Genomic DNA, 16,061 nt, shown 5'->3' with positions numbered 1-16,061 from the left:
GCCCGAGCCGCGCTAGGCCAGGTCCTCGAAGCCGTCCTCGCCCGGCCGCCAGCACATCCAGCTGCGGTCGGCGAAGCCGCTCAGCGTGGCGATCTCGTATCCCCACCGCTCCTCGCGGGAGGGGTGGATGACGAGCCGGCCCGACGCGAAGCGCACGACCAGCCCGGTGCCAGTCTTCTCCACCGTGCCGGTCACCTCCTCCGGGATCAGCCGCCGGAGCGCATCGGCGTATCCGGCGTCGCGCTCGCGCCGGCGGACGCCCCGGTACTCCACCTCCGGCGGGTAGTCGCAGTGGAGCGTGACGTTGCCCGAGCCGCGCTCGTCGCCGTCGAACCAGAGCATCACGACGTCCATGGAGAACACCACGGCGTTCAGGCGCCGCCCGACGAGCCGTCCGAGCAGCTCGCCCGGCACGTATCCCCGGCCGCTCATCGGCGTCTCCGGGCCGCGAGGACTGCGCCGACCGTCATGCCCCCATCGTCGCACAGTCGGGGCGGCGGCCCCCGGTTCGCGCACTAGGATGCGGGCAGAGCGAACGGGAAGGCGGCATGACGGACCAATCGAACACCCCGGAGCCGGTTCCGGCCGGGCGGCCCCTCGACGTGCTCGACCCCGCGGACCCGCCCTCCTGGTCGCTGCGCATCTCGCCGGATCGGCGCCGGTTCGACCTCGTCTTCCTCGCGGGCAGCACGACGCCCATCCGGGAGGCGGTGTGGGAGTCGGACGGCGAGCGGCTGCGCTGCCGACGGGTCGTCGACCTCTACTACCCGGACGGGGACCCGCGCGGCCGTGTGCCCGTCGAGGAGGTCGTGTCGGTGGCCCAGCGGGTGCTCGCGGACGGCGCGGTCGAAGCCCAGGTCGCGCTCCCCGGCGGGGAGGTCGCGCTCCGCGAGGTGGTGAACGCGTCGCCGGAGCACTATCGCGTCGCCGCTCCCGCGCTCGGCGACTGGGAGCCGCTGCTGCGGCTCGCGGCGCCCGACCCGGATGCGCGGTTCGGCGCCGCCGCTGCCGAGACGGCGTTCTCCTTCTGCGCGCAGCACGTCCCGCGCGTCTTCACCGGCAATACCCACGAGGCGATGATCTCGGGGCCGCGGGGCCTGTCGATCCTCAGGGCGCTCGACGATGCCGGGCCGGCGGTCGGCGATGCGCGCCGCTGGGCGGATGCGGGCGAGCCGGTGATCGACCGGGGCGCCTCCGCCGTCTTCCCGCTCTGCGTCGCCCGCGTCGACGTGCCGGGCGCGGTGGCCCGCGTGCGCGAGCTGCGCGGCGAGCTGCAGACCGCGGCGATCCATTTCTACGGCGGCGACTTCTTCCACGCGGAGACGAGTCTCGACGCCGATGAGGGCTACGGGCGGAGCATCGCCCGCGCCGGCGTCGAAGCCATCGGGTCGATGTACGCGTGGCGCATCCAGGGCAGGGCGGCGGTGCTCGTCCACGGCGTCGACCGCGACTCCGCGGTGGAGAGCCTGGCCCTGCACGTCATCCCGGCCGACTGGGTCTGGCAGCGTCCGGGCGGGGCGAGCACCAAGCGCGCGCAGTCCCGGCTGCGCCGCAGCATGCGGGAGCGGGACGCCGCCGATGCGAGCTGGACCTGGCCGGAGCGGCAGCCGGACGCCTGAGCCGCGGCGACCTGGTGCGGCCGGAGAACGGCGTGCGCGGCGAGGCTCCGGGCCGATTTCAGCGTCGACGCAGGCTCGCCGATATCGACGCGTCGCCTGCACCGCCCGTCGCCGTTCCGGAGACGATCGCCGTCGCCCGGCGCCACGGCGCATCCGCTTCGAGAAACGGCTCCTCCTCGGCGAGCCAGTGGTCCCAGAACGCCTCGACGGCGTCGCGGTCCGTGCCGTTGACCCCCAGTTCGAGGTCCCTCGCGATCCCCCGCTCGCGGGCGACCGCGGGGTCCGGCTGTACCCAGATCGTCGCGTCCAACCAGTCGGCGAGCGACTTGCGCGAGGCCCCGACCCCTTCGACGAGCAGCAGCTCGGCCGTTGCCGGGACCGTTATCGCGCCCTCCCGCCCGTGCGGGCCCCATCCAGGCGGTCGATACGAGACGGCCCGCCCCTTCCGGAACGGCAGGAGGACGCCCTCCCGCAGCTCCCCGTCCCAGTCGAGGATCGAATGGTTCCAGGCCACGTCATCGGTATGGACCACCTCGGCGCACTCGTGAGCGGCGGCGAGGGCCGCGGCCAGGCTCGTCTTGCCGTTCGCTCCCCGTCCGTCGACGGCGACGACCGCCCGGGTGCCCGCTCGAACGCCGAGCGCTCGCAGCAGGCCCTGCGGGCTCATCGGCATCCAGTCGGATACGACCGGTTCGGTCGTGTCGGGAAACACATCCATCGTCAACACCTCCGGGTGGAACGCCCGCATCGCCCGACGGCTTCGCGACGGACCGCCGGGATGCGAAAAAGCCCGGCCGGAGCCGGGCTTTGTCTCGCGCGCCTGAAGGGACTCGAACCCCTAACCTTCTGATCCGTAGTCAGATGCTCTATCCATTGAGCTACAGGCGCGGGCCGCCGTGCTGGCGACTGAGCAAGCATAGCGTGAATGGAAATCCCGTGCAAATCAGCTCTCCCGCCGGTCGGATCGTCACCAGCGGGGCGCCGCGACCGGGCCTATCGTAGAACCGTGACGATCCACGATCCCGGCTTCTCAGACACAGGCACCACCTGGATCGGGCACCGCCGCGGATCGACCCCGTACCTGCGCATCCAGATCACGATGATGCTCGCGGGGATCGCGACGTTCGCGCAGCTCTACGCGCCGCAGGCGATCCTGCCGCAGATCTCCGAGGCCTTCGGCGTGACCACCGCCGAGTCCTCGCTGATGATCTCGATGTCCACCGGCGGCCTCGCCCTCGCCGTCGTGCCCTGGTCGCTCGTCGCCGATCGCATCGGCCGCAAGCGCACGATCTCGATCGCGGTGCTGAGCGCCACCATCCTCGGCATCCTCACGACCCTCATGCCCACCTTCGAGCTGGCGCTGGCGCTGCGGTTCCTCGAGGGCATCGCGCTCGGCGGCGTGCCCGCCGTGGCGATGGCGTACATCAACGAGGAGATCCACAAGCTCGACGCCGCCGCAGCGGTCGGCACCTTCATCGCCGGCAACACGATCGGCGGGCTCACCGGCCGGCTCATCAGCGGCCCGGTCGCCGAGTTCTCGGGCTCCTGGCACTTCGGCTTCCTCGCGGTCTCCGCGCTCTCGGCCGTAGCCTCCGTGCTCTTCATCGTGCTGTCACCGAGGCCGCAGGGGTTCACGCCGATGGGCTCGGACAACTCCATCGGCGCCTCGATGCGCATGACGCTGCGCAACGCGTGGGCGCATCTGCGCAACCCGGCGCTCGTCGCGCTCTACGTCCAGCCGTTCCTGCTCATGGGCGGCTTCGTCGCCGTCTACAACTACCTCGGCTACCACCTGACGGACGCGCCGTTCCTCCTGCCGGTGTGGGTCTCCTCGCTCGTGTTCCTCGCCTATCTCGCCGGCACGGTCTCCTCCCCCGCCGCCGGACGGCTCGCGGGCCGGTACGGCCGCAAGCGGGTCAAGCTCGTGTTCGATGCGATCACGGCCGTGGGGCTGCTCATCATGGCGGTGCCGAACCTCATCGCGATCGTGGCGGGCCTGATCGTGTTCACCGCGGCCTTCTTCGGCTCGCACTCGGTGGCCTCGGGATGGGCCGCGGCGCTCCCCGAGTTCGGCCGCGCGCAGTCCACCGCGCTCTACAACCTCTGGTACTACATCGGCTCGAGCGTCATCGGCTTCGTCGGCGGGCTCTTCTACCAGCAGGCCGGCTGGCTCGCGCTGCTGGGGCTCGTCGGCGGCCTCTACGCCGTGGCCTACCTCGTCGCGATCATCGCGCTGCCGGGGCGGCGCAAGGCATGAGCCGCCGCCTCTCCTCCGACGCCGCGCCACCATCACGACCGGGAAAACCAAGAAGCCCCGAGGCGTTCCTCGGGGCTTCGTCTGGCGGACACGGAGGGATTTGAACCCTCGGTCCCCCTAACGAGGGACTCCACCTTAGCAGGGTGGTGCACTCGGCCTGACTATGCGACGTGTCCAGACCTGACGAGTGTACACGGTCGGGCGACTCGCTGTCAGCCCAGCGGGGGCGGCCGAGCCGGCAGGCCTGCCGATCAGAAGAAGCCGGTGCCGGCCGAGCAGGATTCCTCGTCCGCGCGCTGCCCGTCGAGGTTCGGGGCGGGCGTCGGTGTCTCCGTCGGCTGCGCCTCCTCGGCGCCCGCGGAGTCATCGGGAACACCCGTATCGGTCCCGGTATCCCCCTCCACGCCGGTCTCGCCCTCGACGCCGGTATCGCCGGACTCGTCGGGGGCCTCGGTCGCCTCGCCCTCGGACTCCTCGGCGGTGCCGTCCTCCCCGACGTTGAGCGGCTGGTCGCTGTCGATCAGCTGCCACATCTCATCGGCGGCAGGATAGGCGGGCTCGACCCGACCCGGCTGCCACTGCGAGTCCACCACCGGCAGGCGCACGAACGAGAACTGGTCGAGCGGCACCTTCGCGAGGGCATTCGCCAGGCTCACGAGCGTGTCCACGCTGTTGAGGTTGCTCGACAGCACCATGTTCTGCGTCGCCGCCCGGGCGAGGCCGTAGACCTTGGTCGGGTTCGTGAGGGTGTCGTTCTCCTTCACCTTCCGCAGGAGCGCCGAGAGGAAGATCTGCTGGTTGTTGATGCGCGCGAGGTCGGAGCCGTCGCCGACGCCGTGGCGGGTGCGGAGGAACTTGAGCGCCTCCTCGCCCTGGAGCGAGTGCATGCCCGCGTCGAGGTAGAGGTCGGAGTACGAGTCCTCGATGGGGTTCTCGACGCAGACGTCCACGCCGCCCACGGCGTTCGACATCTCGATCACGCCGTTGAAGCCGATCATCGCGGCGTACTGGATGTCGATGCCGCTCATGCCCTCGACGGTGCTGACGATGCAGTTCACGCCGCCGTTGTCGAGGATCGAGTTGATCTGGACGCTGTCCTGCGCGCCCATCTCCTCGCCCTCGTCAGAGGTGCACTGCGGGCGGTTCACGATGGTGTCTCGCGGGATCGAGACCACGGTGGCGCTCGAGTGGTCCTCCGCCAGATGGAAGATCATGTTCACGTCGTTGAGCGTGCCCTCGGACTGCCCCGGCTTGATGTTGCCCTCCTCGTCGGCGCGCGAGTCGCTGCCCACGAGCAGGATGTTCACGCCGCCCTCGAAGATGTCGCCCGTCTCGGTCTCGGGGGAGTTGTCGGCGAGGTCGAAGGTCTCGACGCCGCTCTGGAGGTTGCTCCACACGATGCCGCCGAACGCCACCACCGACACGAGCAGCACGCCGAGCGACATGGCGATGCCCTTGCCGATCGAGCGCGCGGCGCTCGTCGTCCGCAGCCGGCCGTGCCGCGCGACGGTCCCACCGGGCCGCGCTCGGCCGTTCAGTTGCTGTGCGGAGCGACGGGGCACGTAGGGTCCTCAAGGTCGGTGAATAGGGCCATTGCTCTGGGCAACGTGGCGGAGGGCGTGGGATTCGAACCCACGGGACATTGCTGCCCACTGGTTTTCAAGACCAGCTCCATCGGCCGCTCGGACAGCCCTCCCCGCCGAGCAACGATTCGATAACGAACCTACCCGGCTGCGGACAATCGTAGCGGACGACCCCCTGCACGTCGAACAAGCAACATTCCCGAATTGTGCCCGAGGATGCAGGGAAGTTGCAGGGAGATCCCTGAGCCGACCGGGCCGGAATCAGCCCCGGATCTGCGCGAGCGCCCCGGCCAGGCCGTCGTGGTAGAAGTCGTCCGCGAGCTCGGTCCCCGCGTCGATGACCTCCTGCGGCGCATTGCCCATCACGACCCCTCGGCCGCCGCCCGCGCCGGCCCATTCGAGCATCTCGATGTCGTTCCGTCCGTCGCCCGCCACCACCACGCGCTCCCGGGGGATGTCGAGGGCCGCGCGCACGCGTTCGAGCGCGGTGCCCTTGTTGACGCCCTGGGGCGCGATGTCGAGCCAGTTCGTCCATCCCACCGAGTAGCTCACCTGGTGGAGGCCCGACTTCTCGACGTTGAGGAGGAACTCCTCGGTGCTCTGGTCGGGCGACACCACGACCAGTCGTGTGACGGGCGTCGCGGCGAGCTCGTCGAAGGGGACCTCGATGCCCTGCGCCTCGAACGTGCCGTCCGGGAACTGCCCCGAGAAGCGGTAGACGCCGTCCGATCCCTCCACCGCGAAATGCGCGCCCTCGAGCACGCCGCGGAGCCGCTGCAGCGTCTCGGAGGGGTCGAAGGTCTCGACCCACTTCGCCGCATAGTCGCCGCTGCCGTTGCGCTCGAGCGTCATCGCCCCGTTGGCCGAGACGACGAAGCGCGGGTCGATGCCCAGGCGCTCGCGCACCGGGAGCGTGTGGCGGGCCGATCGGCCCGTGGCGAGCATGACGACGTGCCCGGCGTCCTCGAGGCGGCGCACCTCGCGGTGCGTGGCCTCGGGGATCTCGCCGTCCACGTCGAGGATCGTGCCGTCGATGTCGAGGGCGATGAGCGTCCGGTCCATGGACAAGGCGAATCCGTCTCCTGACTGTCTAGTGCTCGGGCCGCAGCACTTCGCGGCCGCCGAGGTAGGGGCGCAGCGCCTCGGGCACCACCACCGAGCCGTCGGCCTGCTGATGCGTCTCGAGCACCGCGACGAGCCAGCGCGTGGTCGCGATGGTGCCGTTGAGCGTCGCCACCGGGGCGGGCTTGCCGCCCTCGCGGCGGGCGCGGACGGCGAGTCGGCGCGCCTGAAAGGTCGTGCAGTTCGAGGTCGATGTGAGCTCGCGGTAGGTGCCCTGGGTGGGGATCCACGCCTCGATGTCGTACTTGCGGGCCGCCGAGGAGCCGAGGTCGCCGGCCGCGGTGTCGATCACCCGGTAGTGCAGCCCGAGCGCCCGCATCATCTCCTCCTGCCAGCCGAGGAGCCGCTCGTGCTCGGCCTCGGCCTCGGCCGGGTCGGTGTAGACGAACATCTCGACCTTGTTGAACTGGTGCGTGCGGATGATGCCGCGGGTGTCCTTGCCCGCCGAACCGGCTTCGCGGCGGTAGCAGGTGGACCAGCCGACGTAGCGGAGCGGCTCGGCCACGTCCACGATCTCGTCGGAGTGGTAGCCCGCGAGCGCCACCTCGCTCGTGCCCGTGAGGTAGAGGTCGTCGGCGGGCAGGTTGTAGACCTCGTCGGCGTGCTCGCCGAGGAAGCCGGTGCCGCGCATCACCTCCGGCTTGACCAGGGTCGGCGGGGTGAGCATGACGAACCCGTTCGACAGCGCCTTCTGCAGGCCGAGCTGCATGACGGCGAGCTCGAGCTGGGCGCCGATGCCGCGGAGGAAGCTGAAGCGGGTGCCCGAGACCTTCGCGCCGCGAGCCATGTCGATCGCGCCGAGCAGCTCGCCGAGCTCCAGGTGGTCGCGCACCTCGAAGTCGAACTCGGGCTTCTCGCCCTCGTGGCGCAGCACGACGAAGTCGTCCTCGCCGCCGGCGGGAACGCCCTCGAGCACGATGTTCTCGATCTTCATGACGGCGGCGGCGAACGCCTCCTCGGCATCGCCGGCGGCGGCCTGCGCCTCCTTCACCTGCGCCGCGAGCTCCTGCACCGAGGCGAGCAGCGCCGGGCGCTCCTCCTTGGAGGCCTTGCCGATCTCCTTCGACTTGGCGTTCTGCTCGGCGCGCAGCGTCTCGAAGCGCTGCAGCGCCTCGCGCCTCGCGGCGTCGGCGGCGACCGCCGCGTCGACGGTCGCGGGATCGTTGCCGCGCGCCTCCTGCGAACGCTTGACGAGGTCGGGCTGGTCACGGAGAAGCTGAACGTCGATCACACCGCCATGGTAGCGGCCGGATACGACACAGGCGCCCCGCACTAGGCTGCGGGTATGACGCCGCGCGCTGCCATCATCGCCAATCCGACGAGGATCGACCTCGACGAGGTGCGCAGGGTGCTCCCGATCGTGGAGCGGCGGCACGGCTGGGAGCCGACGCTGGTCCTCGAGACCACGGTCGAGGACGCCGGCGCGGGGCAGACCCGCGAGGCGCTCGAGCGGGGCGCCGAGCTGGTGATCGCCGCCGGGGGCGACGGCACGGTCCGACTCGTCGCCGAGCAGCTCGTGGAAGCCGAGGCGGACGTCCCGTTCGCGGTCGTGCCCGCCGGCACCGGCAATCTGCTCGCCCGCAACCTCGGCATCGCCGAGTACGGCGCACGGGATGCGCTGAGCATCGCCTTCGGGGGCCGGGACCGCCGCATCGACCTCGCCCGGGCCGACGTGGAGCGCGAGGACGGCGGGCGCGATTCCTTCGTGTTCGCGGTGATCGCGGGGTTCGGCATCGACGCGGGGATGATCGAGCACACCGACGACACCCTCAAGGAGCGGATCGGGTGGCCGGCGTACATCGGCGGCATCGCGAAGTGGCTGCTCGCGGGCGATGCGTTCCGCGGCCGCTACCGGGTGGGCTCGGGGCGCTCGTGGGGTACCCGCGCGGCCACGCTCATGGTCGGCAACTGCGGGCTGCTGCAGGGCGGGATGCGGCTGCTGCCGGAGGCGCGCATCGACGACGGCCGGCTCGACATGATCATCATGCGGCCGCACGGCCCGATCGGCTGGTCGATGGTCGGCGCGGGCATCGTGGCCCGCGGCATCGCCAAGCAGTTCCGCGTCTCACGGCTGCGCTCGCGCGACGCGGTGGAGGGGCGGCGCCGCATCCTGAACTACTACCAGGACGCGGAATTCACCTTCCGCCTGGACACCGGCCCGCAGGCCTTCGAGGTCGACGGCGACACCGCGGGCGCGATCACCGCCGCGCACTTCTCGGCGATCCCCGAGGCGCTCACGGTGCGGGTGGCGTGACTGCTCCGCGCCCGACGAGGATGTCGCCCGCTACCGCGAGGACTCGCGGCGGTCGGCACCCTCGCCGGGCCGTCTCCTGGTCACGGGAATGGGATCGGCGTCAGTTCGCCGTCCAGTTTCCCTCCGCGTCGCGAGAGTAGTCGGCGATCTCGCCGGACACCCCGATCGTGCCCGACTGCATGACGGTGATCTCCACGGTGGCGAAAGGGGATCCCGCGACCATCTCCGGATTGTCGGCGTCGGACTCGCGGAATTCGAATTCGAAAGCTGCATCTTGACCCTCGGATGATTCCGCGCAGCTCGTGACTACGGTAATCAAGGACAGGTCATCCGACACGTAATACCCATTTTGCGGGTCTGATTCACTGAACTCGTCCTGAGTCTTGGCCATCTCGTAGTTCCCGTTAAGCAAATTATAGACGACAGCCGTATAGCCAGACTCAAGCTCAAACGTCATTTCGTTAGCCAGCTCCCAAAGACCAGCTCGATCCCAGTCGGTCATCAAACTATGGAACTGGTCCTTCTGCTCTTCGGTCATGCGGTCAGCCCCTTCTTCAAGCGCCGTGAGCCACGTTCTCTCCATATCCCATTCCAAATCGCTCATCAATTCGTCCAGCCATTGAAGGTCATCGAAGATTTTGTCGTTCTCATCAATATATCCGGCTTGGAGCGTCTCGAGCCCACCCTCGGCATAGTCCATTTCCAGATCAGCAGCGCAGAGTTCGAAGCCATCGATGTCATGCGGAGTGACACGCACGCTATTGATCAGCAGGGCATCCGCTTCGCCGCCTATCGCCTCGCGGAGGTCGTCGGGGATCGCGATGGTCACGTCGTCGCTCGGCGCGACTTCGCCACTGGGGAATTCCCACGCCGTCGTGGTGGCCGCGTCAGGCTGCTCCCCGGTCGCGTTCGCAGTGTCGGGAGACTCCTGCGCACCGCAGCCGGCAAGGAGGCCGACGCCGCCCATCGAGAGGGCGAGCACGGCGGCGAGTCTAGAACGGGTGGTGGTCATGAAAAGGGCCTTTCTCTGCTGTGTGCTGGTCTGTTCGAGGGATGTCAGATGGTGAGTCCGCGCGGTGGTCCGCATTGCGGCACTGCTACTGCTCCAGCGCGAAGATCGCGTCACCCAGACGGCTTCGTCCACGGCTGACGACGCCGGGCAACCGAAAGAGCGGAAGATTCCTCGAAACCGAGCCCGACGAGCTGCTCGAAGGCGTCACGCCCGAGATGTTCCCCGCGCCCTCGGCGCCGCCCAAGACCAGGTAGCGCCCCGCGACGGGACCCCTCGTCGGATCGTCCCCGCCGGGCGCTGCACGGTGCTCGGCGCGTACGACCGTCCCCGGGCATCACCCCCTTTGCACCCGGGAACCGCTCGTCGAGCCGCCTGTCCATCATCATGCGGCAATGTCATCAAGCATGCTGCGTGCACGCATTACCCCGTGGTGCAGTCCGGCCCGCTTCTCCTGGACCACGGTCTAAGGACCGGACAACACGAGACGCGCGCCGAGCGCGCGGTCGATCGACGACGCAGCGGTCGCGTCTCGGGCGGATGCCCTTCACCGCCCTACCGCGGAGCGCCGACCGGGCACCGGCCGCCCGGCTCTCCTGCCTACCGCACGGGCGGCTACTGCACGAGGCCGTCGAGCCAGGCCCGCGCCTGCTCGTAGTTCTCGTCGGAATAAGCCGGGTCGATCGGCACCGAGGTGGCCACCGCGCGCGGGTACGAGCCGAGGAACTTCACGGCCGGGCAGTAGCGGCGCAGGCCGAGCAGCGCATCCGTCACCCGCGCATCCTCGAGATGCCCGTCGATGTCGATGACGAAGCGGTACTGCCCCGGCTGCTCCGGGATCGGCCGCGAGGTGATCATCGAGAGGTTGATGCCGCGGGCCGCGAACTGCTCGAGCATCGACAGCAGCGCGCCCGGCCGGTCCTCCGGCAGCGCCACGATCACCGAGGTCTTGTCCCGGCCGGTGCGCGGCGGCAGGTCCGTGCGCGTGGTCACGAGCACGAAGCGCGTGCGCGCGATCATGCTGTCCTGGATGTCCTCCGCCGCGATCTCCACATCCACGTGGTCGCGGATCGTCGGCGGCGTGATCGCCGCCTCCGCTTCCGGCTGCTCCTCGAGCAGCATCTGCGCGCTCGCCACGTTCGACGCCGCGGGGACGTGCTCGTGCCGCGGCAGCTCGCGGTGCAGCCAGCGGCGGCACTGGCCGTAGGCGACCGGATGCGCCGCCACCCGCCGCACCTGCGCCAGCTCCACCCCGGGCCGCACGGCCAGCATGAACCGGATCGGCACGACGTACTCGCCGATGATCCGCAGCCGGTCCATAGTCGACAGCGCATCCTGCGAGGCCGTCACCCCGCCCTCCACCGAGTTCTCCACCGCGATCATCGCGGCGTAGGAGCGCCCGGTCTGCACGTCCATCAGCGCCTCGAGCACGTTGGTGACGGGCTTCCAGAGCTTCCCCTCCGCCTCGGGCGCGAGCTTGAGCGCGGACTCCGTGAAGGTACCGGCCGGCCCCAGGAACGAGATGGTGCGCGCCGCCTCGGTCGCGTCGACGTGCTGGTCCTGCTGCTCGGGAAGGCTCATGGCGCCAAGTCTATTGCGCATCCGCGCCGCTCCCGCCCGCTCGCCGGCGCCGCCCGCCCACCAGCCAGCACTCAACGAACCTTGGCAAAATCCTGTTATGCACGAGAGAGCAGGCACTGTCGCCGTCCCGAATGACCTGATCGATGTCGACCAACTCGTCGGCGCGTACTACCGAAATATCCCGGATGTCTCGGACCCTGCTCAGCGGGTTGCCTTCGGCACCTCCGGCCACCGCGGCTCGAGCTTCAAGAGCTCGTTCAACGAGGCGCACATCGTGGCCATCACGCAGGCCGTCTGCGAGTACCGCGCGGGCCAGGGCATCCGCGGCCCCCTCTTCATCGGCCGCGATACGCACGCCCTGAGCGACCCCGCCGAGAAGAGCGCCTTCGACGTGCTCGCCGGCAACGGCGTCAAGGTGCTCGCCGACTCGCGCGGCTCCTGGGTACCCACGCCCGCCCTCTCGCGGGCGATCATCGCGTACAACCGCAATCGCGACAACGTCGAGCTCGCCGACGGCATCATCATCACACCGAGCCACAACCCTCCCGAGGACGGCGGCATCAAGTACAACCCGCCGCACGGCGGCCCCGCCGACACTGACGCGACCAGCTGGATCGAGAACCGCGCGAACGAGCTCATCGCCGCCGGCCTCGAGGGCGTCAAGCAGGTCAACTCCGACGGGCGCATCGGCTTCTACGACTTCCGCGAGAAGTACGTGCAGGACCTCGCGAAGGTGATCGACTTCGAGGCGATCCAGCGCGCGGGCGTGCGCATCGGCGCCGACCCCCTCGGCGGCTCGAGCGCCGAGTACTGGCAGCTCATTGCCGACACCTACGGCATCGACCTCACCGTCGTGAACCCGAAGGTCGACCCGCGCTGGCCCTTCATGACCCTCGACTGGGACGGCCGCATCCGCATGGACCCCTCCTCCCCCGCCGCGATGGCCTCGGTGCTCGAGCGCAAGGACGACTACGACGTCCTCACGGGCAACGACGCCGACGCCGACCGGCACGGCATCGTGACGCCCAGCGGGGGCCTCATGAATCCGAACCACTACCTGGCGGTGGCGATCGACTACCTCGCGACGCACCGCCCCGAGTGGTCGAAGGGCGCCGGCATCGGCAAGACCCTCGTCTCGAGCTCGATGATCGACCGCGTGGTCGACTCGCTCGGCCGCACTCTCGCCGAGGTGCCGGTGGGCTTCAAGTGGTTCGTGCCCGGCCTTACCGACGGCTCCATCCTGTTCGGCGGCGAGGAGTCCGCGGGGGCGTCCTTCCAGCAGTTCGACGGCACCACGTGGACCACCGACAAGGACGGCATCCTGCTCGCCCTGCTCGCGGCGGAGATCATCGCAGTCACCGGCAAGTCGCCCGCGCGCCGCTACCAGGAGCTCACCGAGCGGTTCGGCAACCCCGCCTACCAGCGCGTGGACGCGCCGGCCACCCCCGCGCAGAAGGCCGTGCTCAAGAAGCTCTCGGGCGAGCGCATCGCCGCCACGGAGCTCGCTGGCGAGCCGATCATCGCCAAGCTCTCGGAGGCCCCCGGCAACCGCGCCGCGATCGGCGGCGTCAAGGTCGTCAGCGAGAACGCCTGGTTCGCCGCCCGCCCCTCCGGCACCGAGGACGTTTACAAGATCTACGCCGAGTCGTTCAACGGCCCGGACCACCTCGCGCTCGTGCAGGCCGAGGCGAAGGCGATCGTGGACGCGGCCCTGGCCGACGCGACGTGATGCGCCGATAGCCCGCGCAGTGCGGCGAAGGGGCGGCCCGTTCTCGGAACGGGCCGCCCCTTCGTCGTGCGCTCGCCGCGGCCTTGCGCCGGCGCGGGCGGGCCCTCCGCGGTCAGCCGATCGGCGACACCTCGGGCTGCGATTCGCCCGCGGTCTCCCCGGTCGTGGCGACGCCGCTGTTGAACTCGAGGGAGAACTCGTCGCCCTTGCCGTTCTCGCAGGTCACGCCGGTGGTGTAGTTGATCGAGCAGGTGTAGTCGCCCGCGGTGATCGGCACGTCGTACTCGACCACCTCGCCGCCCGGCAGGTCGCCCGTCAGGCACGGCCACGTGATGCCCTCCTGGCCGACGCCCACGGTCGTCCCCCGAGCCGCGCCGGATTCGCACTGCTCGGCCGGCGGCGTGAAGTTGACGGTCACGAGCTGGCACACCGCCCCGTTCTCGGGGTCGATCTGGCAGCGCAGATTGCCCGAGCCGGACTGGAACGCGACCGGGTCGAACTGCTCCGGCGCGTCCTCGGTCGGCTCCGGCGTCTCCTCGCCGGAGTCCGTCTCGCCGCCGTCCGGATCCCCCTGCTGGCCCTGCTCCTCCGTCTGCTCGGTGGTCGGCTCCGACGCCTCGTCCGCGCCGCCGCCGAAGAGCGGTCGAAGCGCGAAGGCCCCGATGACGATCACGATCGCGGCGATCGCGGCGATGAGGATGAGCTTCACGCCGTTGCGCTTGGTCGAGGCCTCATCCGAGGACCCGCCTCCGCCTCCGCCGGCGCCCGTCCCCGAGCCGCCGCCGAAGCCGCCGGCACCACCGCCACCGACACTGCCACCGCCGCCGACGGCCCCGGTGCCCGCACCGAACAGCGCGTCGACATCGTCCTGGGGCTCCGACCGGCGCGGCGCGCTCTGCTCCTGCTGGAACTCGTCGCCGAAGGGCCAGAAGCCCTCCTCGGGCTCCGGCTGCCTGGCGGCCCGCGCCTGCTGGGGCGTGGTCGCCTCGGTCACGAACGGCGAGGTGAACTCCGGCGCCTCGGGCTCGGGGCGGGGAGCCGAGCCCTGCGGGGCAGGGCCCGGCACGGGCTCGGCGGGGGCGATCGGCGGCAGGTCGGGCATCCCGCCCGACCGCTCGGGCGGCCGCTGCTCCGACTGCTCCGCCGCCCTCGCCGCCGCGAGGAAGGGATTCTCGGGGCGGGGCTGCTCGGCGCCCGCGGCGTCGGCGTCGCCCCGCTGCCCGGCCTCGCCCGGCCCGGTCGCGGCTGCCGCGGCGCCTGCGGCGGCGGCCGCGGGATTGCGGCCGACGGGGCCCGTCCCGTAGAACTCGGCGGCCCGGCTCTGCGCGCGCTTCTCGGCGTCGCTCCGCTGCGGCTCCTGCATCCGCGAGGGCAGCGGGACGATCCCGGTCTGGTCGAATCCGGGCGCCACGATCGGCCGGTCGGCCGGATCGTCGGCGAGCCCCTTGATGAGCTGCGTGAACGTCGCGTCGTCGGCGCCGCCCGAATCGGGCTCCTGCTGCCTGGGCCGCGAGAACGCGCTGCCGGCGGGCGCGGCCTGCCCCGTGCGGGAGGCGTCCTGCTGGGGGCGCTGCTGCTGCGTGGATTGCGCCGGGCGGTTCGATGCGGGAGGGGTCTGGGCCGCCGACGGCTGGGCGCCGCGGGCGCCCTGTTCCTGCGCGCGCTGGTTCTGGACACCCTGGTTGTGGACGCCCTGGTTCTGAGCTCCCTGGTTCTGCGCGCCCTGATTCCGGGGGCCCTGACGCTGAGCGTCCGGAGCCTGCGCGCCGAGCTGCTGAACGCCCGGCGTCTGCGCATCCTGTGCCCGACCCGTCGGCGCCTGGCCCTGGGCGTTCCGGCCCTGCCCGGAGGCGTCCGGCGCGGCCTGAGGCGGCGCTCCGGTCGAAGCCTGCTGCCGCGGGGACACCTGGGGCTGCGGCTGGGCCCATCCGGCGGGCAGCGTCGGCGGCGTCTCGCCGCGCGCCGGCGTCGCGGACGATGCGCTGCTGCTCCCGTCCTGGGCGAACGGGCTCCGCGGCTGACGCCGGGGCTCGTCGGCGCTCGCATCCGGCAGCGGCATCGCCCTCGTCGGCGCATCCGCGCCCGCGTCAGCCGGGGCATCGCGCTGGGGCGGCCGCTCCTGGCGGGGCGGCTGCCGGCGAGGCGGTTCCTGACCCGTCGGCTGCTGCGCCGGACCCGGCCCGGCGGCGCCGGCGGTCGGAACGGGCCTGTCCGGCGACTGGGACGGCGCGGCCTGCCGGGGCGGCTGCTGAGCGCCGCGATCCCCGGCCGGCGCGTTCGCGCCGGGAACCTGGGCGTCAGGACCCTGCGCGCCAGTTCCCTGCCCGCTCGAACCCCGCGCGCCGGAGTCCTGCGCGCCGAAGGGCTGCGATCCGGGGGCCTGCGCGCCCGGCGTCCGGGCACCCGGCGTCTGCGGGCTGGGCTGCTGCGGGCCCTGCTGCTGCGGGCCCTGCGCACCGCTTGGAGCCTGCGGCCGCTGGGCCGCGGTCTCGCCGGTGTGCTGCGGGAAGAGCGGCGGCACGGAGGGAGGCGTCGTGGGCTCGGTCCGCGCGGTCTCCGTCGGCGCCTCCACGGTGTTGTCGAGGTCGAAGTTGAAGCGCCGGCGGGAGCGGCGCGTGGGCGGCGGGACGTCCTCGTCCCCGACCGCCGACTTGGGGCGGAAGCGGCTGAAGAAGTCGTCCTCGCCGTTCTCCTCGGTGTCAGCTGTGCCGATGTCCCACGGGTCCGGGCGGCCCCCGCCCGGACGTCGGGGAACCGAGTTGCGCTCGTCCGGAGAGACGGGCGCGGCCTCTTCGCGCAGCCGCGTCCCGCACTCGCCGCAGAAGCGCTGCGACGCGTTCGCGACCGCTCCGCACTGGGGACATCTCGTCATGCTCATCACTCCTTGGCTGCCACAGACCCGCTCGA

At 71.1% G+C, this 16,061-nt stretch carries 12 protein-coding genes and 3 tRNA genes; 4 read left to right on the top strand and 11 right to left on the bottom strand.

The window, feature by feature from the left end; genetic code table 11:
- Positions 1-12: 12 nt before the first annotated feature.
- Positions 13-432, bottom strand: coding sequence for a hypothetical protein (locus FM112_RS03920; protein WP_087003775.1), 420 nt, complete (start codon positions 430-432; stop codon positions 13-15).
- A 116-nt stretch (positions 433-548) separates the two neighbouring features.
- Here FM112_RS03920 and FM112_RS03915 point away from each other — a divergent pair, with 116 nt between their 5' ends.
- Positions 549-1,619, top strand: coding sequence for a hypothetical protein (locus FM112_RS03915; RefSeq protein WP_087003771.1), 1,071 nt, complete (start codon positions 549-551; stop codon positions 1,617-1,619).
- Between the two features lie 58 nt (positions 1,620-1,677).
- Here FM112_RS03915 and FM112_RS03910 read toward each other — a convergent pair whose 3' ends face one another.
- A complete protein-coding gene (locus tag FM112_RS03910) occupies positions 1,678-2,337 on the bottom strand; it encodes a uridine kinase (protein ID WP_217874412.1) in 660 nt (219 codons plus the stop codon).
- A 97-nt stretch (positions 2,338-2,434) separates the two neighbouring features.
- Positions 2,435-2,507: transfer RNA gene (locus FM112_RS03905), tRNA-Arg, on the bottom strand.
- Positions 2,508-2,625: 118 nt separating this feature from the next.
- Between FM112_RS03905 and FM112_RS03900 the strand changes: the two genes are divergently transcribed.
- Positions 2,626-3,876: an MFS transporter gene (locus FM112_RS03900; protein WP_254910361.1), complete on the top strand. Its 1,251-nt coding sequence runs from the start codon at positions 2,626-2,628 to the stop codon at positions 3,874-3,876.
- An 82-nt stretch (positions 3,877-3,958) separates the two neighbouring features.
- Here the strand turns inward: FM112_RS03900 and FM112_RS03895 are convergent.
- From FM112_RS03895 to serS, 5 genes are all read right to left on the bottom strand, one after another.
- Positions 3,959-4,052 (bottom strand) — tRNA-Ser (locus FM112_RS03895).
- 75 nt (positions 4,053-4,127) lie between these two features.
- Positions 4,128-5,438, bottom strand: a complete 1,311-nt coding sequence (locus tag FM112_RS03890) for an LCP family protein (RefSeq protein WP_140400566.1) — start codon at positions 5,436-5,438, stop codon at positions 4,128-4,130.
- A 46-nt stretch (positions 5,439-5,484) separates the two neighbouring features.
- A tRNA-Ser gene (locus FM112_RS03885) sits at positions 5,485-5,572 on the bottom strand.
- Positions 5,573-5,720: 148 nt separating this feature from the next.
- Entirely contained in the window at positions 5,721-6,521 is an 801-nt protein-coding gene (locus FM112_RS03880) for an HAD family hydrolase (protein ID WP_087003762.1), read from the bottom strand.
- A gap of 28 nt (positions 6,522-6,549) precedes the next feature.
- Complete coding sequence (serS, locus tag FM112_RS03875; protein ID WP_087003759.1) at positions 6,550-7,812, bottom strand: serine--tRNA ligase; 1,263 nt, start codon at positions 7,810-7,812, stop codon at positions 6,550-6,552.
- Between the two features lie 54 nt (positions 7,813-7,866).
- Between serS and FM112_RS03870 the strand changes: the two genes are divergently transcribed.
- Positions 7,867-8,835 (top strand): diacylglycerol kinase family protein, encoded by a 969-nt coding sequence (locus FM112_RS03870; protein WP_087003756.1) that lies wholly within the window; start codon positions 7,867-7,869, stop codon positions 8,833-8,835.
- Positions 8,836-8,935: 100 nt separating this feature from the next.
- Here the strand turns inward: FM112_RS03870 and FM112_RS03865 are convergent, their stop codons facing one another.
- Entirely contained in the window at positions 8,936-9,847 is a 912-nt protein-coding gene (locus FM112_RS03865) for a hypothetical protein (protein WP_140400565.1), read from the bottom strand.
- 612 nt (positions 9,848-10,459) lie between these two features.
- On the bottom strand, positions 10,460-11,425 hold the full coding sequence (gene pheA / locus FM112_RS03860; protein WP_087003749.1) for a prephenate dehydratase: 966 nt from the start codon (positions 11,423-11,425) through the stop codon (positions 10,460-10,462).
- Positions 11,426-11,522: 97 nt separating this feature from the next.
- Here pheA and pgm point away from each other — a divergent pair, with 97 nt between their 5' ends.
- Positions 11,523-13,154: a phosphoglucomutase (alpha-D-glucose-1,6-bisphosphate-dependent) gene (gene pgm / locus FM112_RS03855; protein WP_087003746.1), complete on the top strand. Its 1,632-nt coding sequence runs from the start codon at positions 11,523-11,525 to the stop codon at positions 13,152-13,154.
- A 112-nt stretch (positions 13,155-13,266) separates the two neighbouring features.
- On the opposite strand, the gene FM112_RS03850 is transcribed toward pgm, so the two are convergent.
- Positions 13,267-16,026 carry a zinc ribbon domain-containing protein gene (locus tag FM112_RS03850; RefSeq protein ID WP_176386656.1) on the bottom strand — a complete coding sequence of 920 codons (2,760 nt, stop codon included), beginning with the start codon at positions 16,024-16,026 and terminating at the stop codon, positions 13,267-13,269.
- Positions 16,027-16,061 lie beyond the last annotated feature (35 nt).

This window comes from Gulosibacter sp. 10 (genome assembly GCF_900163695.1).
In the GTDB taxonomy this organism is placed as follows: domain Bacteria; phylum Actinomycetota; class Actinomycetes; order Actinomycetales; family Microbacteriaceae; genus Gulosibacter.
Note: the sequence above shows the minus strand (reverse complement) of the source record. Positions and strands in the feature narration are given on the sequence as shown.